Below are 23868 nucleotides of genomic sequence, written 5' to 3'. Positions count from 1 at the left end.
TGTTTTTACGCGAGTGTCGGTTAGTTAATACGGTTAGTTAATACGGTTAGAATAGGGCGTAGCGAAAGCTTGCTCGATTTACCTAGATTTGATTTGGTAGAGCCAGCATCATCATTGCTATCTTATTTGCATCGCCGTTCATCATTTTGGGCCAGCGGTTTTATATAAAACACGACTCATCGTATCAATAGGCGAGCGGGGCGTTGGGCTGTCTGATAACCCCCTGCCTTCACTGGTATATGGGCGTTGCGACCGCTACAATCGACTAAAAAATCCCTGATACCGCAAAAAATACACCTATTTTTCTGGTTAAATGACATCGATATATCCACATCAAAGCAGATACAAAATGAAAAAATCATTCTTAGCGCTACTTCCCTTTACTCTGTTGGGCTGTTCTGAAGTCAATTCCCAAGAGGCTCCAATGGTTATCAACGGCTATCAAGGGACAGGCAGCGTGACGCAAGGTCGAGCCAGAACCGTTAATGGGAATTTATTTACCTGTGATGGCGGAAGATCAAGAGTGGCTGCTGTCGGCGTGCAGACTGACTCGGCTGGGAATCAATGGACGGTGCCCTCTGAAAATCAATTTTTAACGGCACAGCAAGCGCCAGACCTTTATAACGAATGCTCGGGAGTAACGCCGAGTGATTTATCGCAGGTTGATTTAGACGCGATTCCTGTGGTCGAGATTGATGCGGATGGTGAGATTATCACCGGTTATGTGTTTGCTGATAACTACTTTGAACTGTATATCAATGGCAAGCTGATCGGTGTGGATTCAGTGCCATTCACGCCTTTTAACTCGAACATCGTCAAATTTAGGGTGAAGCGACCTTATGATATTGGGGTTAAACTGGTCGACTGGGAGGAGAACTTAGGGCTTGGATCGGAAGATAATCGAGGTAAATCGTTTCATGCTGGGGATGGCGGCTTTATCGCCAGTTTTAGTGATGGCACCGTCACCAGTAACCAGTGGTTTGCGCAAACATTTTATACCTCACCTATTTACGACCTATCCTGCTTGAAAGAGCAAAACCAACTGAGAGATTCATCTTCATGTTTTGCTGGTGGTACAGATGATGGCGAAAGTGCTTATGCTGTGCATTGGCCATTGCCTGAAAATTGGCAGTTGGCGGCGTTTGATTATCGCCATTGGCCTCAAGCATCGACTTACAGTGAAGATGATATTGGCGTTAACAATAAAAAGGCCTATATGAACTTTAGAGAAAAGTTTGCCGGTGCCGGCGCCACCTTTATATGGTCCAGTAATGTCGTGCTAGACAATCAAGTGTTACTAAAATATCGGGTGGAATAACGAGGTTATAATCAATGGGGTTGAGGATCTTTCCAGCGACAACACTGTTTTATCGATGTGCATTAACAGGGCTTTAATCGTTAGGAAGCAATAACGACTCCCGCCCTGATCGAAGGGGCGGGGGTCGTGAATCATCGTGCTTACTCTTTATCTTATCCTGATATTACTTTCTAGAGGATTAGATGCGGCTAAGTAGCTCTGTTTTTTTCGCGTTGTATTCATTTTCAGAGATCGCACCGGCGTCCTTCAATTTAGCTAATTTCTCGATGATTTGTAGGGTCTCATCGATTGAACTGCTTGACGGAACGTTGGTTGAGGTATTGCTTGCCTGAGGATTGTTAGGTATTGGCGCATTGTTTGTCGGAGCATTATTTGCCGGGGCATTGTTAGCCGGAGCATTGTTGCTTTGATTTTTTTGCGCTGGCTCGGCAAAGTTACGTTGTGGTGCAGGGGCGATGCCTGGGCCTGAAACAATCGGTAGGCTGTTAACGGCGATGGTGCCGTACTGGCTACTGAAGGTCAACGAGGTGTCGCCGCCTTGCTGCTGGCTAACACCGCTAATGTTATTGTCTAGGGTGTTATACACCGTCACTTGGCCATTGAGTTCAACGGCTAAACGGTTTGGAAAGACAGCATAGCGAATATTGTTTTGTGCACCACTGCTAAAGGGCTGGCCTAAGCCTACAGGCCACCACTGGTTACTACCGGGTGTGCCTTGTGGGATAGGGACAAATATTTGCTGATTAGCCAAGCCGTTTGCTAGCTCGTTACACAGGTTATCTACGGTGTTTTTCAGGCCGTTATTAAACATATCACCGACCATGGTCATGCCGCCGCGCATCCATTGGCCACTGCCGCCTAATTCTGGGCAATTAAATTGTGCCATAGTACCCGAGCCGTTGTTGACGGCGATTAGCATATGCATGACTGCATCATAACTCAGGTTGTATTTACGGCTAAGATTGTTGACGAGTTGTTGTCCGTCTGGTGTTAAATTTTGCATCATTGGCTCTTTATATCAGTTAAAAAACGGAGAGCTGTTCAGCATAGGTTGTTGGCAGGTTCCGTAGAGAGGTTAGTTTACCATGTTCAAGGGGCATAGCATGTAGCAGAATTGTTTATTTTTTGAACTATTTGTGACGTTAATCAGAATGCGATGTCATGGGTGAACGCTGATGGGGCATCGTGTCAGTGTAAACAGGTCTATGATCTGTTGTTCTGTGTCTAAAGCGTTAAATTTAGGTGACTATATCTCGTGTTTGGCTCGCGGCTAGTTGCGACAGGGCTTTCGAAAATGACCCTCAAACATGGCTCTTGAAGAGTCTGTTTCGGTTTCATTTTTACCTTATCAATCAATGTATTGTGCCTTTTTTGCTATTGTTAACTATGTTATGGTTTAACCCGTGTATTTAACTATGTTAGCCAATAGTACAAGTGTGCTTTAAGAGAGAGATCTCATGGATAGGGGGCTAATCGAGTATGGCCGTTAAAATGACAGACCGCACCTTAGAAGAAAAAATTCTACTCGGCATTACGGCAACGGCAACGTTGATACTATTTCCTTTTCTGATCACCAGTATTTTGTCCCGAGATATACCCCATATAATCGTTGATTTTATAGCGGTTTTTGGCATTTTTGCTATATTCCTTGGGGTTTGGTTTACCCGTAGAATTAAGCTTTATAGCGGCATATTCGCCGTTCTTGCGCATGTTAATATCTTGATCGGTATTTATATTAAAGGGCAGGGCTTAATCTATTGGCTTTTCCCGATCATTATTGGCAGCTTTTATTTGTTGCCGACACTGATGGCTATTTTGTTTAATTTTGCTTTAATTTCTGTTGCTTGCCTTTTTACCTATCAGCAGTTTGATAGCTTTACCCTGCCTCGCATTATTGCGGCATTTATCGTGACCAATATTTTCTCGTTAATATTTTCCGTGTTCATGAAGAACCAAAACCGTCGGCTATCTGAAGAAGATAATAGGGGTAAAATTCGCAATAGCATTCTCGAACTGGTTGCCAGCTCAAGTGAGTTATCTAAAGTGTTGTCTGTCATCATCGAAGGTGTTGAGAATGAGTTTCCGGAGACTATCTGTAGTGTGTTGCTACGCGATAAAACGGGCAAACATTTAGTGATTGGTGCTGCACCTCACCTACCTGATTTTTTCAATGAGGCCTTAGAGGGGCTGCCGATAGAGCAGGGCGTTGGGTCTTGCGGTGAAGCAGTTTATACCGGTAAAAGAGTCATTGTGGCTGATATCGCTTCAGACGCTAAGTGGGCCTCTTGGGCTAGTCTTGCTAAGCAAGCGAATTTTGCGGCTTGTTGGTCTGAACCGATTATTGATAATCAAGGCCAGGTGTTGGGTACGTTTGCTATTTATTATCGAAAAATAACAACACCGACGACAACTGAATTTAAAGTGATTGAGCAGTTTGTCAACCTTGCCCGTATCGCTATAGAACGGCAAAAAGCGGATCAATTAATATGGCAGCAAGCTAATTACGATAGTTTAACGAACTTGCCCAATCGTAACTTGCTGCATGAACACCTGATGAGTGCAATCGCCAATAGTCAACGAGATAAAAAACAGCTCGCCATTGCGATGTTAGATCTCGATAAGTTTAAACATGTGAATGACACCTTGGGCCACGGTGCTGGGGATTTTGTGCTGGTCGAGTGTGCCAAACGTATCAAAGGCTGTATTCGAAAAAATGATATAGCCGCGCGTTTGGGCGGGGATGAGTTCATTGTTGTGCTGGTGGGGACGACGACAGCTGAAGATATCGATAAGATTAGTCATAAACTCTCAAAAGCACTGGCTGAACCCTATTATATCTATGATCAACAGGTTTCTTGTACCGCGAGTATCGGTTTGGCAATTTATCCTAACGATGGGCTAAGTATGGATGACTTACTCAAAAATGCTGACCAGGCGATGTACTGCGCTAAAACAAACCAGCGTAAGAGTGTTTGTTATTATAAAGACGCTATGTCAGCGCGATAATCGACCCTGTAAATAATCCTAGTCGCAACGGTTGATATGCCGTTCTTAGCCTTGCTAAAAGAGGGTTAGCAATAAGAAAAGATATGATTAAGTTCCCGTTATCAACATAACGTGTGCCAGCATGATCTGCCAATTCTGGGGCGGATCATGTTGCAACACTACTTTTAGCGAATTGCATCATCAATGGGGTGCTCAGTATCATTAACAGCACGCCGTCAATATTGTCTATAACATCCTTAACTTAGTGGGTATCTACAACCTAGGTCTTATATCGACTTATTTTCGGTAAGGTAAAGTACACCGCAATTAAATTAGGGTCATTTTGTTAGGCTTTAGGTGCGTTTGCCACTTATCCCTAGAATTTACGTCTAGCCCCGTTTGTCGTTTTAACGAAGTTTTATCTGGAGTATGCATGTTTTCTGAATCGCGTGTTGAATGTCCTATCCTGCGCAAAAAAATTATGTCCGCTGATGAAGCCGTTTCTTTCTTGCAAGACCGACACACGGTCGGCATGAGTGGTTTTACTGGGGCTGGTTATCCTAAATCTATCCCTGCAGCGCTAGTTAAAAAAGCGAAAGCTCTGAAAGAATTAGGCAAGGAATTTAGAATCAACCTGTGGACAGGGGCATCGACAGCACCAGAATTGGATGGTGTGCTCGCCGAGGTAGACGGTATCAATATGCGTTTGCCGTATCAATCAGATCCTGTTTGCCGCCAACAAATCAACGATGGGGTGATGGATTATGTTGATATGCACCTATCTGAGGTTTCGCAGAATGCATGGTCAGGATTTCTAGGTAAGCTGGATGTTGCCGTGATTGAAGTGGCAGCCATACATGCAGATGGCCGAATTGTTCCGTCATCTTCAGTGGGGAATAATAAAACCTGGGTAGAACAAGCCGACCTCGTGATTTTAGAAGTCAATGATCAGCAGAGTATCAAGCTAGAAGGTATGCATGATATCTATTACGGTACAGCCTTGCCGCCTAATCGTAAGCCTATTTTGATTAACTCGCCTGCTGATCGCATTGGGGAGCAATACTTAGATATTCCTCTCGAAAAAATTGTCGCCGTGGTCGAAACATCAGCACCTGACCGTAACAGTCCGTTTACCCCACCGGATGCTATTTCCACTCAAATTGCGGCAAACATCATTGATTTTTTTGCCCATGAAGTTAAACAGGGACGGCTACCTAAAGAGTTGTTACCGCTGCAATCCGGCGTGGGTAATATCCCTAATGCTGTATTGAGTGGCTTAGAGCAGGGCGGTTATAAAAACCTGACCGCTTACACTGAGGTAATACAGGACGGTATGCTCCATATGCTGAAGTCCGGTACCTTATCGGTGGCCTCGGCAACGGCCTTCTCTTTAAGCCCTGCCGCGTTGGAAGACTTGAATGAAAATATCGATTTTTATCGTGAGAAAATCATTCTGCGACAACAAGATATTAGTAACCACCCTGAAATAGTCCGACGTTTAGGCATTATTGCTATGAATGGACTGATCGAAGCCGATATCTACGGTAATGTGAATTCCACTCATATCATGGGATCTCGCATTATGAACGGTATCGGAGGCTCGGGTGATTTTGCCCGCAACGGTTCTTTGTCCATATTTATGACGCCTTCTGTGGCTAAAAATGGGGCTATTTCTGCGATCGTGCCGATGGCGTCGCATGTCGACCATACGGAACATGATGTGAAGGTGATCGTGACGGAGCAAGGCTTAGCGGATCTGCGTGGTTTGTCTCCGCGTCAGCGAGCGAAAGTCATTATTGAAAAATGTGCTCACCCTATGTTCAAAGATCGTCTAACCGATTATTACGAGCGTGCCTGCGCCAGTAAACGAGGTATGCATACGCCGCATATTCTGGGTGAGGCTTTAAGCTGGCATGATAATTATGAAACAAAGGGTGAGATGTAAGCGCTGAGTTCGCATATAAGCTCGGCAGGCGGTAAGTTAAGATCAGCTAGGCGGCTATCTACCGCGCTAATTCGGCAACCCTTATCATGTCTGGGTATTGTCGGGTAAAGGCCATATGAGCGTCAGAGGGTAGTTGCTATGCCGTTTCTGACGCTCGTCCTCCTTTCCTTTAGCTGGCGAGATCCTGTATTACCGCTATTACCGCTTTGTTTTTACGCTAGACAGCACTATTAATGATGCTGTTTAGCGTATGTTATCCTTCTAAATGCCTGTTTATGGGGTATACAGGGGATAATTAGTCAGCCCTTTCTCTGCACCACCCAATAATGTGTCTGGATCCTGAACGGCCAATGGATCGTTATGTTTTATCTGATTCGGCAGATCTGGATTGCCAGCAAAGGGACGACCAAAGCCGATCATATCGGCGAGTCCATCATTCAGCATCGGTTCTGCTTTCTGGACATGGTAACCGCAAATATCAGCACACCTCGAAAAGCTTCACGCAGCGCCTACTTAAAAGAGAGTGGTGTATCGGGTGCGTTTCCCAATCCACTTCGGCGATGTGCAAATAGGCTATCTTGCGGCTATTTAGCGCAGATTTCACCGTCTTTTGTGGCCGTCTAACCGCTGTTTTAAGCAACCTCTTCCGCGCTTTTTTGATAAAGTAAAAATCGAAGCGTCGGCCCCATGACGGCACAGCCAAACATGACCATGGCCATCGGTAAGGGGGTTCCATCGCCTAGCAGCCCAACGAGAGAGCCTGTGAGCGCGCCCGTTGCAAATCCTAAAGCGCCGAGTAAGGCAATCGCGGTTGCACTGTTCGTTGGGAAAAATTCAACCGTGCTGGCCATACAGTTAGGCATGAGCAGACCCTGCATGCCCACAAATAGCATGATCATCAACAGGGTGAGAAAGAGTGATGGCGCGTCGCTGAGTGAGATATAGCTGAATAACAACGCACCGACTAAGAACTGAATCGCTTGACCCATACTCAATAAATTATGCAGTGAAAAACGAGCTAAAAGCCGCATGTTTATCCGGTTCATGATGAACATCGATATAATGTTGGCGCCAAAAAATAGCGGGAATAAGGTTTCAGAAACACCGAAATACTCCATGTAAACGGAGGGCGATCCGGTGATAAAAGCAAACATTCCCGCAAAAGTGAAGACGGCTGAAAAAATAAAACTAAGAGCCTGCCTATGTTTTAAGACCATCCAGTACCGTTTTAGAAAGTGTGTTTTCTCTGTCTGTTTTACACGGGTTTCCGGGAGTCTGAAAAAGATAGTGATCATCATCATGAGGGCATAGCTAAATAAGAAAAAGAAGATCGACTGCCAGCCGTCCAGTTTTAAAATCAGCATGCCGATGACCGGCGCCATTAACGGTGCAAACATCATAATGAGTCCCATGCGGGACATATTACGAGCGGTTTCGATGCCACAGCTAACATCACGGATCACCGCTGCGGGATTGACCGCTGTCATGCCACCACCAATCGCCTGAATCACTCTTAACAGCCAAAGCCACTCGATTGAGGGGGTAAATAAGATCGCTAAAGAGGCGGTACAGAAAAGTATCAGCCCAATAATGATGGAGAAGCGTCGGCCAAAGTGATCGGAAAAAGGACCACCGATTAATTGACCAATGCTGAAGCCTCCTAAAAATAGGCTGATCGATAATTCCACCTTATGCACCGATGTATCCAGTGCTACTGCCATCGAGGGGATAGCCGGTAGGTAGGCATCGGTTGCAAAAGGAGCCATAGCTGTCAGACCGGCGAGCATGAGTATGAGTCCGGGGATCGGACGAGTGCTCTCTTTCATGAAATTCTCGTTGTGATATTAAGCTGTGTGAAGGAAAGCAATTATACCAAGCTCAACTTATAAAGTTGGGATGAAATAACAAAAAAATAAGGATGTTGTGGTTCATTCTGTCGAGTTTAACGCGTATTCCCGATGATCGATTCAGGCCTATTTGATAGGGGTATAAGCTAAGTCGAAAGCTGTTTAACGCCGTGCATAAATGGTTGGCTCTGACCGGTATCTACTAGTATGGTTAGCCCCGAAATAATATACCTGCTGCACTAAAGACCAGTGCAGAGTGTTTATCATCAACAGCCCGCTTTCTCGCGGTATGTCATCAATGTCTTTATATGGATACTTTATGGAAAATCATCAGAGCAGTGCTGCATCCGGTATGTCTGCAAAAGAGTTTACGGTGCTGGTGGCTTTGCTTATGTCGATTGTCGCAATCTCGATCGATGCACTATTGCCTGCGCTTGGCGTTATCGGTCATGCGCTCGGTGCGACCACGGCCAACCAACCGCAACTATTGGTGAGTATGCTATTTTTGGGCATGGCGTTGGGGCAGCTCATTTGTGGTCCGCTATCCGATGCATTAGGGCGCAGGCCGATACTTTTTGGTGGCTTTGCTCTCTATTTGGTCGGCACCGTGATCTGTTATCAAGCCGATAGTTTAGAGACGATGATGGTCGGGCGTTTTATTCAGGGGCTGGGTGTGGCTGGCCCTTATATCTCTGCGATCTCCTTGGTGCGTGATCTGTATCATGGCTCACAGATGGCGCGTGTTATGTCGTTGGTGATGATGATCTTTGTACTCGTGCCGGCGATAGCGCCGAGCCTTGGGCAAGCGATCATGTTTTTTGGCGACTGGCGCGGTATCTTTGAGATGTATCTGGTTTATGCGGCTATATTGATTCTGTGGATATTGTTGCGATTAAAAGAGACATTGCCTAAAGAGCAGCGTATTCCGTTTACCCAAAAAGGTTTCTACGACGGCTTTAAAGAGGTACTAACTAACCGTATCACTGCTAGTTATACCCTTTGTATGGGGTTGTTTTTTGGTAGTTTTATCGGCTATTTGAACTCGGCCCAACAAATCTTTCAGGTGCAATTTAACACCGGTAACCTCTTCTCTGTTTATTTTGGGGGGCTGGCGCTGCTGTTAGGGGCTGCGTCTCTGATTAATTCGCGTATTGTTGAACAGCATGGCGCAAAACATATCGCTTTTCGTGCTATTTTTGCGGTGGTGTTAGCCTCGATTATCTTTTTGAGTCTGCAGGCCTTTGTTACCGTGACGCTGTGGATGTTCCTCTGTTATGCGGGCACGTTCTTCCTCTGCTTTGGCTTTCTCTTTGGTAATGTAAACGCCTTAGCAATGGAGCCGATGGGGCACGTGGCGGGTATTGCGTCTGCGGTCATCGGCTCCGTCTCTTCAGTCATGTCGATGCTGATCGGTACGCTTATTGGGCAAATGTATGATAATACACTGATTCCGATGACTACTGGTTTTGCACTTTTTGGCACCCTTGCGTTGGGTATTATGTATTGGGCAGAAAAGGGGCGCATTGAAGATGAGGATGAAGAGGCTCTGATTGAAGGGGAGCCGAGTTAAACGCCTGTAAGTTAATCCTTATATGGTTAAAAGCCGAGTATGTTAGCCATACTCGGCTTTTTATTGCTAGTTTATGGGCCGAATGAAGAAGGCGTTAGGTGACTGATGCTTAAAATTCAGCTTCGACCCCATCCATTTTCATAGACGCTTGGCCTTTTTTCATCGGTTTTATGTCAGGGGCTTGTTTACTGGGGATATGGAGATTGACGTCTTGTATTTCAACTTTACCGCCACCGCCATTACCCTTTAGCTTCGTTTCACTGGGTTCCTCTGCTTTTTCTCCATTGTGCTTCATTTCCGATACAGCCCAGTCATTAGCAAGTTTCCAAGCGACTTCTTGAGCGTGAGCAGGGAGTGTAATAGCAGTGACCATCAGGGTAACAACAGCGGTTAAAAGAGTTGATTTGATCGGGCTGATTTTCATTACATTTAATCCTTTAGTGTGTGAATTGCGTGCTAGCCGAAACCTTTTGTTTGTGCTCGATCTAATCAAGCAATGGTTGACCCTACTGTATGGGTCTTTTACTGAATGCTTTATTAATGACTGACATATATCAGCGGGGTCAATCATTAGATCATTATAGTTGATCGGCATAACTATCCGTTAATGAGCAGACGGAGAATATATAGAGAACAGTATAAGCGGAGGCGCTTGGTAGTGTGTTTCAGCTGTACGGTATTTGATGCTATGAGATATAGGTAGATGTAAAAAAACCGCCGAAGCGGTTTTTTTATAGATCAATTGTTCGGCTGAAACACTCTAATCTTCAGGTTCAATGGGGGGGGGGACTCAAATCTCAGAGATATCAGCCGAAACAATAGTTATTTATATACAAGTTTGATGCCTGTTTCTAATAAACGATTATTAATCAATTAGTTATATATAATTAGTCTTTAGTTGAGGTGTTTTTTACATCTATCTTGCTGAAATGTGTCGCTATCTAGCGTCTTTATTTTCCTGTAACTAGAAAAGTTCATTAAAATCAGTATCTTATAGTGTAGCTGATTGGATACAAAATGCGCTAAAGCTTAACCAGTATAAGATAAAAGGTTGTTTGGGCTGGATTTTTTAGGGTTGTTACTGTTTTGATCTATGTCAGATTTGTCCCTGGCTATGTTATCGCTGGCATCGATGCTGCGATCTGATGAGAGGTTCGATTATTATAAGCGCTTTTCTATGGAGCCGTAGGCGGGGTTTTTGGATTGGTTGTTGATGGTGGCGCGGCTAAATTTAAGGCAAAAAAAACAGGCCATGGCGGCCTGTAAAAAAAAAGAGCTTAATCGATCCTATGGAAGGAAAGCTCTAGAGAGAAGTCATTACGCAGCGGCAGATTGCTTCAACTGAGGTTTATTCAGTGATGCCATGCTCATTTTGGCATTTGCCCGGCGCATCAGTGGGCCAAAGGCAGGTGTATTGGTTTTCAGTGTGGTTTTAAATAGCGCAAACGCACTCAGTACCAGTTCAGCCTGAACTTCAGCGCGCAGGTTTGCCGCCTGAGTATAAATATCGCGATGTATGCCAGAAGGAATCATGTTTTACCCATAAGTATAAAATTAATTCAGGTCTGAACCATGTTTAGCGCTTCGACTCGCTACCAGACCTGAATTGAAAGCAATGATGAGGGTCACCTCAACGTGTTTAAGTATTCTATACTTTAGTCGAACGAATGATAGCTGATCAATTTTCAGATGAATGATGAGTAAAATTCACCATAATAGTAACTCTATGTTTTGATTGGTTTTGCCTTATTCTATAGTGGTCATTCATTCTATTTTTCACCACTATTCAGTTTGTCGTATAGTGTTTTACTCAGAGTAGGGTTCGATTAGCCCTATTCGCTAGCAAACTGGCAAGGTAATGAATCCAACTCACCCTAATTTAATTCAAGTATCCCGTAGGTACTGATGGGAAATACCAAGATATGATCATTGATGAAAATAGTTTTATGGGATTCTCCCCCGCATCGGCGCGTAACGGCGAGCCTATTTTACAACGACTGACTGAGCTGCTGGCAGGGGATGAGACCGTCTTAGAGGTCGGTAGTGGTACGGGGCAGCATGCTGTGCATTTTGCTGGGAATCTATCAGGTTTACGGTGGCTTCCTTCTGATATTGAACAGCAGCTTCCGTTACTTCAGGCCAACCTTGATCGCCATGGAGGCGATAATATTGCCTCATCACGATTGTTAGATTTACAACAAAGCGATTGGCATGCCGGTTTAGACCCCGTCGATCTTATCTACAGTGCCAATACGCTTCATATCATGGGGTGGGCAGAGGTGGTTACTTTATTTCGTCACCTTGATCAGGTGCTGACCCCTCAAGGACAACTGATTATCTATGGACCCTTTCGCTATTCTCAAAACTTTACCAGCGAAAGTAATGCTGAATTTGATCAGTGGCTTAAAGCGCGTAATCCTGTGAGCGGTATTCGGGATTTTGAGGCGGTGAATGCGTTAGCGATGCAAGCTGGTTTATTACTGCAAGATGATATTAAGATGCCAGCGAATAATCAGTTATTGGTATGGCAAAAAGAGTAGAGGGGAGAGAGGGGATATCCATTTAGAATAAAACTGGCTGCGGCCCAAAGGCCGCAGCCGGGCAGTCAACATTACAGCAGAGTAACGTTCTCAGCCTGAGGGCCTTTCTGGCCATCAGTGACTTCGAAAGACACTTGCTGTCCTTCATTCAAAGTTTTAAAGCCATCGGAGTTGATAGCGCGGAAGTGAACGAATACGTCAGGACCGTTATCTTGTTCGATAAAGCCATAGCCTTTATCGGCGTTGAACCATTTAACGGTACCAGTAGATGTAGACATGATTGTATTCCCTACAATAGTTTTTTTAAAATAATGGTGTACAGAGATAGGTCTGTACAGGGGTTAAGCTAAGAATGTAGGAACTACATTTATGACGAAGGGACACACAGGTTAATCTGTTGGACTCTTTGGTGCATAAAAAACAGGCCGTACTTTCAAGCTAATTTAATTCTAAGATATTTATTGACAGAGTAAAAGCGTTATTTTAAAAAGCCTTTATTTTTATAACTTATTGTTATTAAAGTAATTTTTGTTTTTCCTGTATTGTTTTTTGTTGTGTCACTATGAGTCTAAATCAGTTTATCGCTCATTTTTGACAGACAGGTTACACCGATAAAACAGATTGAACCCATGTCGGTGTGATGGTTGTTATAGGCGGAGGTGTGTAGATCTCATGAGGGAGTTGTGCTCTGTTTAGCTGGGATGTTGAGGCGTAAGTATGTGACCTTGCTGCACAGTCAACGTTGGGGAAGTAGCGGGTATCGGTGTTAGCTTTTACGGTTGGGTGCTAAGGCTTTAAGGGGAAAACCGGCCCCTTGCGATAATACACAAGAGGCCATTTTAGTGTGTTACCACATCAGATCGTCTGGGATCTGGAAGTCAGCATAAGGATCGTCTGGATCGATCTCTTCTGCCTTTTGCTGGCTGATAATTAGCTCGGGTCGACGCTCACTGATTTTTTCAGCAACACCCGCTGGAATTAATAGATAACGGCCTTTATTTGAGGCGATGGCTAGATTGCCTTTCGCTAGCTGTTCCTGCAATGTTTTGCTGACATACAGCTTCTTGATGGTAGTGCCATCGACAAAGTTATATTCAACATCCCCATCGGCGGGCATATTGATCGCATTCTGCTGCATCATCTGTAAGCAGGAGGCATCGATAGAACGACGGGTGAGTTCATCTTCCCGTTGACGATTCAGCTCTCGGTCACGCTCAAGCTTTTCCTCTTTTGCTTTAGCGATCGCCTGTTCCCGTTCCAGTTCTTCTGGATCTTTAAACACTTCGCCTTTCTTGACCGCTTTTGCTTGTTTGGTTTTTTTACGTTTTTCAGCTTTGGCTTTATTTGCCTGCTGCTTATTTGCCAGACCCGCTTTAAGAAGCTGGTCCTGTAGAGATCCTGCCATGATGTTTATCCCGCTTCAGTCGCATACTGGTTGCGAACTATAGCGAACATTAGGGTTTAGCTCCATACACGGTGATGATTAGATGGGATTGTTCTTATGTTCAATGGTGTTGCAGCGGTAAGATAAGGGTTCTTCACTGGATTTTTGCTTTAATCTCATTGCTGACTGTTGTTGAATAATGCCGATAGCAGGGGATAATGAATTTTTAACACGGGTGCGATCATTAATATGAAGATAGCGGTTTACTGTGGTGCATCATCCGGTCGCGCGGATGGACCTTATCAAGCGGAGGCTCGCAAACTTGGGGAGCTGATGGCCCAGCATAATATTGACTTAGTCTATGGCGGCTCAAGTGTCGGCTTGATGGGCAGTGTTGCCGATGGGGTGCTGGATGCGGGTGGTCATGTGTGTGGTGTGATGCCACAGGTATTAGTTGAGCGTGAACAAGTACATATCGGCCTGAGTGAACTGCATGAGGTTGAGGATATGCATCAGCGAAAGGCGGTTATGATGGAACTCGCCGATGCTTTTATTGCGCTTCCTGGGGGAACCGGAACATTGGAGGAGCTGTTTGAAGTCTGGGCTTGGCGTCAGATCGGAATTCATCATAAGCCTTTTGGCCTGTTGAATATTGAAGGCTACTACGATCATCTGCTGAAATTTATCGAACACGCATCACAGGAAGCTTTTATTCGCGGTGAGTATCGTGACTTTTTGATGGTTGATGAACAGGCTGATCATTTATTAACCCGACTTTCCGAGCGGGTTGATGGGTAAAAAGTATGACGCTAAGTAATAAGACAATGAGTAATGAGACAGTGGGTAATGAGTCAATGGGAGATGGAATGTCACAGATGCCAACATGTAAACCTTCACTGAGAACCATCGCAATGCCGGCGGATGCCAACCCCGATGGTGATATTTTTGGTGGTTGGATTATGTCCCAGATGGACCTTGCCAGCGGTGTGTTTGCGGCGCAGGAAGTTAAGGGGCGAGTGGTGACGGTGGCGGTCGATGCGATGACCTTTCATAAGCCGGTTTATATCGGCGATGATGTGAGCTGCTATTGTCGTTTAGTCCGTCATGGTAATACATCGTTAGTGGTGCTGGTGGAAACCTGGGTGCAACGCCATCACAGTGAGCAGGTCGATAAGGTGACGGAAGCGCAGTTTACCTTTGTCGCGATCGATGCTGAGGGGCGGCCACGACCTGTGAATCTCGCGGTAAAATAACGAGAGATAAAAAACGCGCTTAGCTGTTTTAAGTACGTTAAGACATCAGAGCTAAAGCGCGTTGTTTGTTAACGGGAAGGCTTACTGACGAATACCTTCGACGTTGAGATTGAGATAAACACTTTCTGAAGCTGGGCCCAGATTATAGTTAATATCAAAGTCTTTTAAGTTTAGCTGGGTTGTACCGGTGAAGCCTGCACGATAGCCACCCCAAGGGTCTTTACCTTCCCCCACTTTTGACACCTGAATATCGATCGCTTTGGTGACGCCATGCAGTGTCAGGTTACCGCTGAGTACTGCGCTGACATCGGTGGCTGGGGTGAACGAAGTGCTTTCAAATTTAGCCTCAGGAAAGTCCTTAACCGCTAAGAAATCATCGCCACGGATATGCTTGTCCCGTTCAGCATGGTTGGAATCGATGCTGGGTGTGTTGATATTAACCGTGATTTTTGACGCGCTAGGGTTGGCGGCATCATAGCTGAATTGGCCACTGAAATCGTTAAAGCGGCCTTCTAGCCAGCTGTAACCCAGATGTTGGATGCGGAAGCTGACTGAAGCATGTCCTGTATCAATAACGTAGTCAGCCGCCTGCGCCGAGGTGATAGTGCCCGCTAGCAGCGCGCCAGCAATAATTGTTTTTAGGTTCATGAGTCTGTTTCCTTTGGTATGCGTAGCATACGGATGAGAGTGTTATCTTTATTAATATAGTGATGCTTTAGTGCTGCCAATGCGTGCAGCCCCGCCAGACTTACCATCAAGGTGGCTACCCAGTAGTGTACTTCACCGGCAAGATCTTCCTGGTTGTCGATGAGCGCGGGAAGTGCGGGCACATCAAACCAGTTAAATACAGATATAGGTCGCCCATCGGCGGTGGATATCATATAGCCGGAGGCCAGTGTGATAACCGGTAACAGATACAGTAACAGATGTACCGCTTTGGTTATCGACAATAGCATCTTCGGCTGAGGAATCGGCTTGGGTGTCCGGTTGATGACTCGCCAGAGTATCCGCAATGCGATGAGCAGGACTAACGTCATGCCGATGCTTTTGTGCCATGCGGGAATGGTTTGATATTCCGGATTATAATAGGTGAGGGTGTCGATATAGAGCCCTAACGCATACATCCCAATAATGGTGAGCGCGATAATCCAGTGGAGCAGCATGCTGCCTAAGCCAAATGAATTAGGGGTGTCTTTTAGGGCTAATGCCATATTGTTGATCTCTGCAATTGGGCGGCACAATCGCCGCCCGCTGTATCGTTATACGGCTGACAGCTTCCAGCGTTTAGCCGCCGTTGTGACCCGTGCACCGAGTGCTTGAGCGGTATCTCTATCGCACTGTGGTGGTGCTAGATCAGGGCCTTCATCAGCATTGCTGGTGGCCATCGCGCCAAGGTATCCACCGACTCGGTTAAGGCTTTGTGGGTCACCCTTGCTATTGTTGTTACCGTTCATAACACCCAAACTTACCCAGAGCATACTGTGCTGTGCCGCAAAAACGGACATCTGCACCATGGTGTTGAGTTTGTCACCACTAAAACTACTGGAGTTAGTGAAGCCTGCTGCTAGTTTGTCTTTCCAGCCCTGTGTATACCAGACCTTTGAGGTGGCATCCATAAAGCATTTAAAGGGGCCGCTAACCGATCCCATATAGGTGGGTGAACCAAAAATAATCGCATCGGCTTCTGCTAGGGCATCCCAGTTGATCGCCTCAAGGTCTGTTACAGAGATTGTGGTGGCGGTGCCGCCAGCGTTTTCAATGCCTGTCGCGACGGCTTTAGCTAAGACTTCAGTGTGTCCATATCCGCTATGATAAGCGACCGCTACTTTTACTTGGTCTGACATATTGTTCTCCCTAAATTCAAGTGCCGGATGTTTCCGGTGGTGAGGCTTAATATAATCGGTCATAATGGATTCATCTAATGCATTGTTGTGATGATTATTATGCGTGAAGTGAATTTGAGATCGGTGGACCTAAATCTGTTAGTGGTCCTACAGGCATTATTAGAGACTCGGCACGTTACCCATGCCTCGGAACAGTTAAGTATGAGTCAGCCGGCGGTGAGTCGGGCTTTGCAGCGATTGAGAACAACCTTTGATGATCCATTGTTGGTCAAAACATCAAAAGGGTTTGATTTGAGCGCACGGGGAGTCGATCTATTACCTCGCTTACAGCGGTTAACCCATGGTGTTAAGGAGTTGATTGCCGAACCGGTGTTTGATCCGGCGAATGCGGTTGATGTGGTTCGTGTGTATGGTCTTGATCTTGAGGTGGTCTGCTTTGTTGCCCCGTTATTGAAAGTTTTGCGTAGCGAAGCACCGCAGATGCGTCTTGAAGTAAGAACCGAGCCTCGTAACCATTTTGAGTTGTTAGCTAACGGTGAGGTGCATTTCGCACTCACCGGGATGGAGCCTACGGCGGGTGAGGGGCAGTATCGACGCTTACTTATCGCGCAGACGGGAATCGTTTGTATGATGTCGGCGGATAATCCATTGGCGAAAGGTCGGTTGACACTCGAACGTTATCTCTCTGCTAGCCATGGGTTGGTGTCGATGACGGGTAAAGGGCCGGGGCATATCGATGAACGATTAGCTGAACTGGGGCATAAGCGGCATTTGGCGCTACGGTTATCTAACTTTATGACCGCAGCGGATTTTTGCGACACCTCTGATCTGTTGTTTATCCTGCCTGAAGTTATCGCTCAGCGGATCTCTCTAGGACGAAATGTCGTGCTGAAGGAGGTGCCTATTGAGTTGATGACATCGCCGATTAACTTTTTTCTCTATTGGCATGAGCGTTACCACCATGATCCGATGTGTCGCTGGGTTCGTCAGCGGGTGCTGCAAGTGCTTTAGGGATATTAAACCAAAGTAGCGCTTAACTGGCCGCAAAGTACAATGGCTGAAAAGTGTCTCCGGTTGGATTATTTAAGCTTATCCATCGGAGTCACTGTATGTTGTCTATCCCGCTATTAAGAACTATCGCATTACTGTATCTGATGTTGATCAGCGTCGTTAGCTTTGCTGACATCACCGAGGCGGAGATTCGGACTATTTTCCCCAAGCTGACCCGAATAGGTGAGCCACTAGTAAATCCAAAAGTGATTCCGGTTTATCAGTTAGATGAGTTGCTGGGTTATGTGTTTGAAACTAACGATTTGACTGACCTGCCGGGGTTTTCGGGTGAGCGGATTAATCTGTTGATTAGTCTAGATGCCTCGGGAAAATTGGTTAAATTGTCGGTGTTGAGCCATCATGAGCCGATCTTCTTGCATGGCTTGGGTGAGCAGCCGATGCTTGAGTTTCTCCGGCAGTATGAGGGAATAACCGTCGATAAACGGGTGATTGTTGATAGCCGTCACAGTGGCCAAGATCAAAGTGGTTCTAGCACGGTGTATATCGATGGTGTGACCAAAGCGACGGTGTCGGTGCTGGTGATGAATGATACCGTGTTGTCGGCGGCCCTTCAGGTGGCGCGGGCCTATCTTGAAGGGTTTGCACGCCCGCCCTCGGTGACGGTGCGAGATGATGTTTATCAGCCCTATAACTGGCAATCGTTAGAACAACAGGGTTTATTGCGCCGCTGGACTATTTCGCGAGAGAGGTTGCAAACTGAGTTTCCTCTAGACCTCCAAGACTATGCTGATCCCGAGTTACAGCAAGCGTTAGAACAGTCCGATCTGCCGGGACAATATTACTATGCCTATCTGAATACCCCCGTCACCGGTAAAAATTTGCTTGGTGAGCAGGATTATGCCCGTTTAAAAGCGGTATTGAGGCCGGGAGAGCATGCCTTGTTGGTTGCTTCTGTCGGGCATTATGGTTTTCTCGAGCCTGAATTTCGACGGGGAACGGTGCCTAGTCGATTGGGTATGTCACAGAACGGTTTGCCGGTCGATATACGGGATCTAGATTTCTTCGATAACAGCACGCCTCAGATGCCGTCAGATGCCCCGCCGATTACTCAGCTAGGGGTGTTCCGAATCAAGGCCCAATCCGGTTTTGATCCCTCACAGGCGATGAGCTTGAAATTGGATTTCGACTTAGCCCGTAACCACCTGATCCGCGATCAGGCCGAATTGAGCGATAGCTACCAACTGCCCGCCGAGCTATTTGATATACAAGAGGTCGTTGATGTGAAACCGCTGCCGCTGTGGCAACGTTTATGGTTGGATCGCTGGTTGCAGATTACCGGGCTAGTATTGACCTTGCTGGTGGTGAGCGCTGCATTTATCTGGCAGCACCGGTTGTCATCTCATCGGCGGTTGTTTCATCGGCTGCGCTGGGGCGTGATGTTGTTTACCCTGTTCTTTATCGGCTTTTATGCTCAAGGGCAGCTCTCGGTGGTGAATATCTATACATTGCTGCTGCAGCTGATGAAAGGCTTTGATATCGAAGTATTTTTGCTCGATCCGGTGCTGTTTGTGCTGTGGACCTATGTGTTTATCTCACTGTTTCTGTGGGGTAGAGGAGTCTTCTGTGGCTGGCTCTGTCCGTTTGGTGTGTTGCAGGAAATTGCCGCTAAACTCGGTGGTTGGCTAAAACTGAAACAGGTAAAAATCCCGCCTAAGCTGCATCATCGACTGCAGAAACTCAAATACCTCTTGTTGCTTATCCTCGTGGGTAGCGCATTTTATTCAGTCACCTTAGCGGAACGCTTGGCCGAACTTGAACCTTTTAAAACGGCGGTGACATTGGTGTTTGTTCGTAGCTGGCCCTTTGTTATCTATGCGCTACTGCTGTTAGGCGTGGGGATGGTGATTCATAAGTTCTTCTGCCGTTATCTCTGTCCTTTGGGGGCTGGGCTGGCGGTGTTAGGTAAGTTTAGCTTGTTCCGCTGGTTGAGCCGTCGGGCTGAATGCGGCAGTCCCTGTCAGCTATGTCGAGTGCGTTGTGAAATCGATTCAATCAACCGCGATGGCAGTATCGATTATGATGAGTGCGTGCAATGTATGGAGTGTATCGTGATTCTTAATAACCCAGATCAGTGTGCTATCGAGCTATCGCAGAATAAGCAGCGGCAAAAGGCCGCCGCGGCAGACAATAGTATTGTGGTGCAGCAGCTTTAACCTGGGCCCCAGTTCCTCGCTATAAACTGGGGTTAACCTAACCCCAGTTTTATCCCTAACAGAATTAAGCCGCCGCCGATAACCCGTTCGATCGATGTCCGCACCCGTTTAAGGGTTGCCTGCACCGCTGGCCGAGTGAGCAGCAGAATGAGAATGCTCAGCCAAGAGAACTCCACCAATACCGGTGTTGCACAATACAGCACCTGCATCCATAGGTTGGAGACTTCGGCGACCACGTGACTGAAAATCGCCACGAACATAATCAAGATCTTTGGGTTGAACAGGCTAACCATCATTCCGGCGATAAACGGATGGCGGTGACTGCCTTGATCCTCTTCGGCATCATCGCTGGAGCGGGTGGCGATATAGACGATCCCTAGATAGATCAGGTAGGCGCTACCTAGCCAGCGTATTGCGCTGTAGAGCATCGGGGTCTGTTCAATCAGGGCTGCGAGGCCGATAACCGATAGCAGTACGTGGAGCGCCAGTGCCGTCGCTAATCCCGCCGCCGTGATAAAACCGGTGGCCAGCGAGCCTTGCAGTGTGTTGCGTAAAATAATTGCCGTGTTTGCGCCCGGTAACATCGCGCCGAGTAGCATGATGCCGGCAAAAATTAGCCATTCAGTCATTGTAACTATCATCCCTTAGTGAACGGCAGGGATTGTATGCTCCGATAGGGATGGCGGCGAATGCTGAATATCGATAAAGGTTATCAGTTTTTGGTATGACCTTGTTTAAGGCGAAGCAGGTGGTTTATTTTGATTGCTCAGGCTGTCCTGCATCCGCTCGCGTAGATAGCGATGCGCTGGATCACCGTGCAGCCGTTGATGCCAGATAAGGTAGTAATGGCTGGTTGGAATCTTAATCTGTGGTGGCAGTGGTTGAGTGAGCAAACCGTATTCAGGGCCAAGCCGTAAGGCGATATGGGTGGGCAGTGTTAGGACGTAGTTAGCCTGACGGGTGATGGCCATCGCTGAATGAATAAAAGGGACGGTGAGTTTCATCGTCCGTTGTCGATTTAGCTGGCTCAGAGCCTCATCTACCGCGCGGATTTTATCACCGCCCGCACTGATGCCAATATGGTCGGCTTTGGTGTAATTGTTTAGTGATATCTGTTGGTTGGCCAATGGGTGGTTGCCATTGATCACGCAGCTATAACCACCACTGCCGAGCTGTTTGCCATAGATATCATCGGGGACGGTGTCCAGAATACAGGCGGCCAAGTCGAGACGCCCTTGACGCAGTGCTTCCATCATACCAGGATGCCAGAGATGAAAATGCAGACTGATGCCAGGGGCGTCCTGCTGTAACTTAGCCAGTAACGGGGGCATCAGATCGTGGGTGATAAAATCGGTGGTGGCGATATTAAATTCACCATGATAACCGGCAGGTTCAAACTGACTGGGAATCAAGAGGCTTTCAAGGTGATTGAGCGCATCCGGTAGCTGGGTCCAGAGTTGTTCTCCTCTGGGGGTAAGCTGCATGCTATTGCCTACCCGCACCATTAGTTTATCTTGAAATATCTCTCTTAATTGGCTGAGGTTGCGGCTCATCGCTGGTTGGGTAATATGCTGTGCGCCAGCGGCCGCCGTGACACTTTTGAGCTGCAGCAGGTAATACAGAGAGATGAGCAGATTAAGATTAATGCGAGAGAGTTCCATCGGCTAAGCATATCAGTAATCGTTATAACGTCAATCTTATCTCTGGGGTTGCAGTGACTAACGAAAAAAGGGATCCTGTCGGCACAATTAACATAGAGATAGGATTTTTTTATGGCACGTGCATCGGCCCGTCATATTTTGGTAAGTAATGAAGTTCAGTGCGCTGATCTTAAATCACAAATTGAAGCAGGTGCTGAGTTTGCTGAACTTGCAAAACAGCACTCTAGCTGCCCATCTGGCGCACAGGGTGGCGAACTGGGCAGCTTTGGTCCAGGCCAAATGGTACCTGAGTTTGATAAAGTGGTTTTCTCTGCACCCGTGGGTGAAGTTCAAGGACCGGTTAAAACTCAGTTTGGTTACCACTTGTTAGAAGTGACCAGCCGCGAAGACTAATCGCTAGTTATCGCTTTGCTGATGAGACTGCTGACGTAGCGATGCGCAGTAGTCTTTTTCGGCTGACCGGCTAGTAAACCAGATGTAATCGGCCATTTCCGAGTAGGGGGCAATCGCCTCATCAATACTGAGGACGGCGGCATCGGTTTCAGTCAGTAAGATTGTAACGAAAGGCTCTGAGGTTCGTTGTTGCAGATGCAAAGGGACGCCCGTGTCTTTGCGGGCATGGAAGGTGCCTGACACCAGCATCGCTTGCATATTATCCCCAAGATTATCGCTTAACGCATAGGCCATGCTGGCATCTCGGCTGAGCTGAATCTGTGTCATGGGCCCCATCTGATCCAAAGGGATCATTTGACAGTGGCTGTCATAAACCTGTTGTTGCATCGTTGCCTTGATTGTCTCTGGTATTGCCTTGACGGTTGTTAGGCGTGCTTGGTCTGGCATATCGTTCTGGTAAATCTGCATAACAACCGGCTTGCTTAGGTTGCCGGCCTTGAGTTGATTTTGATCTTCGAGTGCCGCGCTGATCAGCGGACCATAGTCCTGCCAAGGCCAACTGCTATCATTCCAATTGAGCTTTTTTTGTATCTGAGCTTCGCTGCTTTTAGGCGATAGCAAATCAATCTGCTCTGCCTGCTTTTCATCGAGCATCTCTAACACTAAGCGAGTATGTCTGCCGTTTTGTAAGCCCTTGAGTAGTTGCAGCTCTCGTAGATGGTGCTCTGGATTATCATGCTTCTCGCCCAATAAGATAAAACGACTGGTTTTTAATTGTTTCAGCATTTGCGTATAGCTAAGTGGCTGGCCAGTAGCTATCGATACGATTTTGCCATTGAGCGGGTGGCTTGCCATGGGTACAGGCGTTGACTCTGCTGTTGTGGAAGGTTGAGTGTTATGCAGGCAACCGGTGGTTAGCAGTGCTGAACCGATCAGCGAAAGTGACATTATTTGCTTTTTAATGCGTTGTTTTAGATACATTTTGATCTGTCCCCTTTTCAGCTGCTTAGTGCTGGGGTAACGTTATAGAAAAGTACAGTGTGAAGGAGAAACATAGCATGAAATCAGGCATTAAAGTGAGTATTCGCAAGAAAGGTGAACAGGTAGAGGGTGTTGATCCTGCACTGCAACAGCGGGTTGATGAGGCCGTGCATTTTGTTCAGGGACTGCGTAAAAAGGGTGATAATGTCAAGCAGATGATGGAAAAGCTCAATGAACATGAGCACAAACATCCCGATGGCAGCGACTGGAGCTATGATTCACTGCAAGGCTTTATCGCCGAACATCATATTTAAACCTCTGCTCATGGCTGCTGATCGTAGATAGGCCGGTAGCCGATCAGCAACCTCTTTAATGGCCGTCCATACTAATGATGGGCGGCCATCTTATTATTTAAATCCTGTTCATCGGTGCGTCAGTTGTGTTGTGTCTAATAGGCTAATGCTTGGCTTTAGATTAGACGTTTAGCGTTTGTCTTTTTATCCATCGTTGTTCTCCGTTCTCTTCAAGTTCAGTGACTGTCTATAGCCTGATCAAGTCTTAATTATCTGAAGCTGAGGTCTTTCGCTTCGGGTGTCATAAGTGACAAAGCGCACTGTCATTAACGGCATGGCTCACTGATGTAAATTGTCCTCTCGAATACTATTGTTTTTATAACCTATTGAAAATATTAGTTTTGTTTGTTTTGGCCTTGTTTATGCTATATAGAAAGTAACGCACAAAAAATACTTGGAGAATGACTCATGGCACATCAAGAACAAGAGCAAAATGTTGAGATGTTCGGTATTACCGCTACTGTTTTAATGGTGGTGGCAGGTTTGGTGGTCGGTATTTCACCGATGCTGGTACAGGTTATCCTGTTGCTGTCTTAGTTGTTTCAGGCGAGCCCTGCTCGGCTGGCCAGT

25 protein-coding genes are annotated in these 23868 nt (G+C 46.5%); 12 read left to right on the top strand and 13 right to left on the bottom strand.

Annotation, left to right across the window (positions count from 1 at the left end; genetic code table 11):
• Nucleotides 1-349 precede the first annotated feature (349 nt).
• A complete protein-coding gene (locus tag KO512_RS10530) occupies nucleotides 350-1318 on the top strand; it encodes a hypothetical protein (protein WP_215952308.1) in 969 nt (322 codons plus the stop codon).
• 178 nt (nucleotides 1319-1496) lie between these two features.
• Here the strand turns inward: KO512_RS10530 and KO512_RS10525 are convergent, their stop codons facing one another.
• Nucleotides 1497-2321 carry an SHOCT domain-containing protein gene (locus KO512_RS10525; protein ID WP_215952307.1) on the bottom strand — a complete coding sequence of 275 codons (825 nt, stop codon included), beginning with the start codon at nucleotides 2319-2321 and terminating at the stop codon, nucleotides 1497-1499.
• 476 nt (nucleotides 2322-2797) lie between these two features.
• Between KO512_RS10525 and KO512_RS10520 the strand changes: the two genes are divergently transcribed.
• On the top strand, nucleotides 2798-4324 hold the full coding sequence (locus tag KO512_RS10520; protein ID WP_215952306.1) for a sensor domain-containing diguanylate cyclase: 1527 nt from the start codon (nucleotides 2798-2800) through the stop codon (nucleotides 4322-4324).
• Between the two features lie 412 nt (nucleotides 4325-4736).
• A complete protein-coding gene (locus KO512_RS10515) occupies nucleotides 4737-6248 on the top strand; it encodes an acetyl-CoA hydrolase/transferase family protein (RefSeq protein WP_215952305.1) in 1512 nt (503 codons plus the stop codon).
• A 273-nt stretch (nucleotides 6249-6521) separates the two neighbouring features.
• Here KO512_RS10515 and KO512_RS10510 read toward each other — a convergent pair whose 3' ends face one another.
• Together KO512_RS10510 and KO512_RS10505 are read right to left on the bottom strand one after the other, a co-directional pair.
• A complete protein-coding gene (locus tag KO512_RS10510) occupies nucleotides 6522-6692 on the bottom strand; it encodes a hypothetical protein (protein WP_215952304.1) in 171 nt (56 codons plus the stop codon).
• 188 nt (nucleotides 6693-6880) lie between these two features.
• Nucleotides 6881-8074 carry a multidrug effflux MFS transporter gene (locus KO512_RS10505; RefSeq protein ID WP_215952303.1) on the bottom strand — a complete coding sequence of 398 codons (1194 nt, stop codon included), beginning with the start codon at nucleotides 8072-8074 and terminating at the stop codon, nucleotides 6881-6883.
• Nucleotides 8075-8414: 340 nt separating this feature from the next.
• Between KO512_RS10505 and KO512_RS10500 the strand changes: the two genes are divergently transcribed.
• Nucleotides 8415-9665 carry a multidrug effflux MFS transporter gene (locus KO512_RS10500; RefSeq protein WP_215952302.1) on the top strand — a complete coding sequence of 417 codons (1251 nt, stop codon included), beginning with the start codon at nucleotides 8415-8417 and terminating at the stop codon, nucleotides 9663-9665.
• Between the two features lie 109 nt (nucleotides 9666-9774).
• Here the strand turns inward: KO512_RS10500 and KO512_RS10495 are convergent, their stop codons facing one another.
• Nucleotides 9775-10089 carry a hypothetical protein gene (locus KO512_RS10495; protein ID WP_215952301.1) on the bottom strand — a complete coding sequence of 105 codons (315 nt, stop codon included), beginning with the start codon at nucleotides 10087-10089 and terminating at the stop codon, nucleotides 9775-9777.
• 893 nt (nucleotides 10090-10982) lie between these two features.
• Entirely contained in the window at nucleotides 10983-11198 is a 216-nt protein-coding gene (locus KO512_RS10490; protein WP_215952300.1) for a hypothetical protein, read from the bottom strand.
• Nucleotides 11199-11587: 389 nt separating this feature from the next.
• Here KO512_RS10490 and KO512_RS10485 point away from each other — a divergent pair, with 389 nt between their 5' ends.
• The gene (locus KO512_RS10485; RefSeq protein ID WP_215952299.1) at nucleotides 11588-12205 is read left to right on the top strand and encodes a DUF938 domain-containing protein; all 618 of its coding nucleotides are present in this window, start codon (nucleotides 11588-11590) and stop codon (nucleotides 12203-12205) included.
• A gap of 71 nt (nucleotides 12206-12276) precedes the next feature.
• Here KO512_RS10485 and KO512_RS10480 read toward each other — a convergent pair whose 3' ends face one another.
• The gene (locus KO512_RS10480; RefSeq protein WP_126158165.1) at nucleotides 12277-12483 is read right to left on the bottom strand and encodes a cold-shock protein; all 207 of its coding nucleotides are present in this window, start codon (nucleotides 12481-12483) and stop codon (nucleotides 12277-12279) included.
• A 569-nt stretch (nucleotides 12484-13052) separates the two neighbouring features.
• Nucleotides 13053-13610 (bottom strand): DUF2058 domain-containing protein, encoded by a 558-nt coding sequence (locus KO512_RS10475; protein WP_215952298.1) that lies wholly within the window; start codon nucleotides 13608-13610, stop codon nucleotides 13053-13055.
• A 228-nt stretch (nucleotides 13611-13838) separates the two neighbouring features.
• On the opposite strand from KO512_RS10475, the gene KO512_RS10470 reads away from it, so the two are divergent.
• Together KO512_RS10470 and KO512_RS10465 are read left to right on the top strand one after the other, a co-directional pair.
• A complete protein-coding gene (locus tag KO512_RS10470) occupies nucleotides 13839-14387 on the top strand; it encodes a TIGR00730 family Rossman fold protein (RefSeq protein WP_215952297.1) in 549 nt (182 codons plus the stop codon).
• A 26-nt stretch (nucleotides 14388-14413) separates the two neighbouring features.
• Entirely contained in the window at nucleotides 14414-14842 is a 429-nt protein-coding gene (locus KO512_RS10465; RefSeq protein ID WP_252734972.1) for an acyl-CoA thioesterase, read from the top strand.
• Between the two features lie 81 nt (nucleotides 14843-14923).
• Here the strand turns inward: KO512_RS10465 and KO512_RS10460 are convergent, their stop codons facing one another.
• The 3 genes from KO512_RS10460 to KO512_RS10450 are packed head-to-tail and all read right to left on the bottom strand — an operon-like array spanning nucleotide 14924 to nucleotide 16686.
• Entirely contained in the window at nucleotides 14924-15490 is a 567-nt protein-coding gene (locus KO512_RS10460; protein ID WP_215952296.1) for a YceI family protein, read from the bottom strand.
• Nucleotides 15487-16053, bottom strand: coding sequence for a cytochrome b (locus tag KO512_RS10455; RefSeq protein WP_215952295.1), 567 nt, complete (start codon nucleotides 16051-16053; stop codon nucleotides 15487-15489). Before KO512_RS10455 ends, KO512_RS10460 begins: the two co-directional genes overlap by 4 nt.
• Before the next feature lie 48 nt (nucleotides 16054-16101).
• A complete protein-coding gene (locus KO512_RS10450; protein WP_215952294.1) occupies nucleotides 16102-16686 on the bottom strand; it encodes a flavodoxin family protein in 585 nt (194 codons plus the stop codon).
• 90 nt (nucleotides 16687-16776) lie between these two features.
• On the opposite strand from KO512_RS10450, the gene KO512_RS10445 reads away from it, so the two are divergent.
• Nucleotides 16777-17697: a LysR family transcriptional regulator gene (locus tag KO512_RS10445; RefSeq protein ID WP_252734979.1), complete on the top strand. Its 921-nt coding sequence runs from the start codon at nucleotides 16777-16779 to the stop codon at nucleotides 17695-17697.
• A gap of 98 nt (nucleotides 17698-17795) precedes the next feature.
• The gene (locus KO512_RS10440) at nucleotides 17796-19910 is read left to right on the top strand and encodes a NosR/NirI family protein (RefSeq protein ID WP_215952293.1); all 2115 of its coding nucleotides are present in this window, start codon (nucleotides 17796-17798) and stop codon (nucleotides 19908-19910) included.
• A 32-nt stretch (nucleotides 19911-19942) separates the two neighbouring features.
• Here KO512_RS10440 and KO512_RS10435 read toward each other — a convergent pair whose 3' ends face one another.
• Together KO512_RS10435 and KO512_RS10430 are read right to left on the bottom strand one after the other, a co-directional pair.
• Entirely contained in the window at nucleotides 19943-20539 is a 597-nt protein-coding gene (locus tag KO512_RS10435; RefSeq protein WP_215952292.1) for a LysE family translocator, read from the bottom strand.
• Between the two features lie 105 nt (nucleotides 20540-20644).
• Nucleotides 20645-21571 (bottom strand): LysR family transcriptional regulator, encoded by a 927-nt coding sequence (locus KO512_RS10430; RefSeq protein ID WP_215952291.1) that lies wholly within the window; start codon nucleotides 21569-21571, stop codon nucleotides 20645-20647.
• Nucleotides 21572-21682: 111 nt separating this feature from the next.
• Between KO512_RS10430 and KO512_RS10425 the strand changes: the two genes are divergently transcribed.
• Complete coding sequence (locus tag KO512_RS10425) at nucleotides 21683-21964, top strand: peptidylprolyl isomerase (RefSeq protein ID WP_215952290.1); 282 nt, start codon at nucleotides 21683-21685, stop codon at nucleotides 21962-21964.
• Nucleotides 21965-21967: 3 nt separating this feature from the next.
• Here KO512_RS10425 and KO512_RS10420 read toward each other — a convergent pair whose 3' ends face one another.
• Nucleotides 21968-22912 carry a ChaN family lipoprotein gene (locus KO512_RS10420; protein ID WP_215952289.1) on the bottom strand — a complete coding sequence of 315 codons (945 nt, stop codon included), beginning with the start codon at nucleotides 22910-22912 and terminating at the stop codon, nucleotides 21968-21970.
• Nucleotides 22913-23022: 110 nt separating this feature from the next.
• Here KO512_RS10420 and KO512_RS10415 point away from each other — a divergent pair, with 110 nt between their 5' ends.
• Nucleotides 23023-23259, top strand: a complete 237-nt coding sequence (locus KO512_RS10415) for a hypothetical protein (RefSeq protein ID WP_215952288.1) — start codon at nucleotides 23023-23025, stop codon at nucleotides 23257-23259.
• 447 nt (nucleotides 23260-23706) lie between these two features.
• On the top strand, nucleotides 23707-23835 hold the full coding sequence (locus KO512_RS20295; RefSeq protein ID WP_289847231.1) for a hypothetical protein: 129 nt from the start codon (nucleotides 23707-23709) through the stop codon (nucleotides 23833-23835).
• Nucleotides 23836-23868: the final 33 nt, after the last annotated feature.

This window comes from Amphritea atlantica, assembly GCF_018860855.1.
In the GTDB taxonomy this organism is placed as follows: domain Bacteria; phylum Pseudomonadota; class Gammaproteobacteria; order Pseudomonadales; family Balneatricaceae; genus Amphritea; species Amphritea atlantica_A.
The sequence above is the reverse complement of the archived record's forward strand: the minus strand, read 5'-3'. Positions and strand labels throughout refer to the sequence as shown.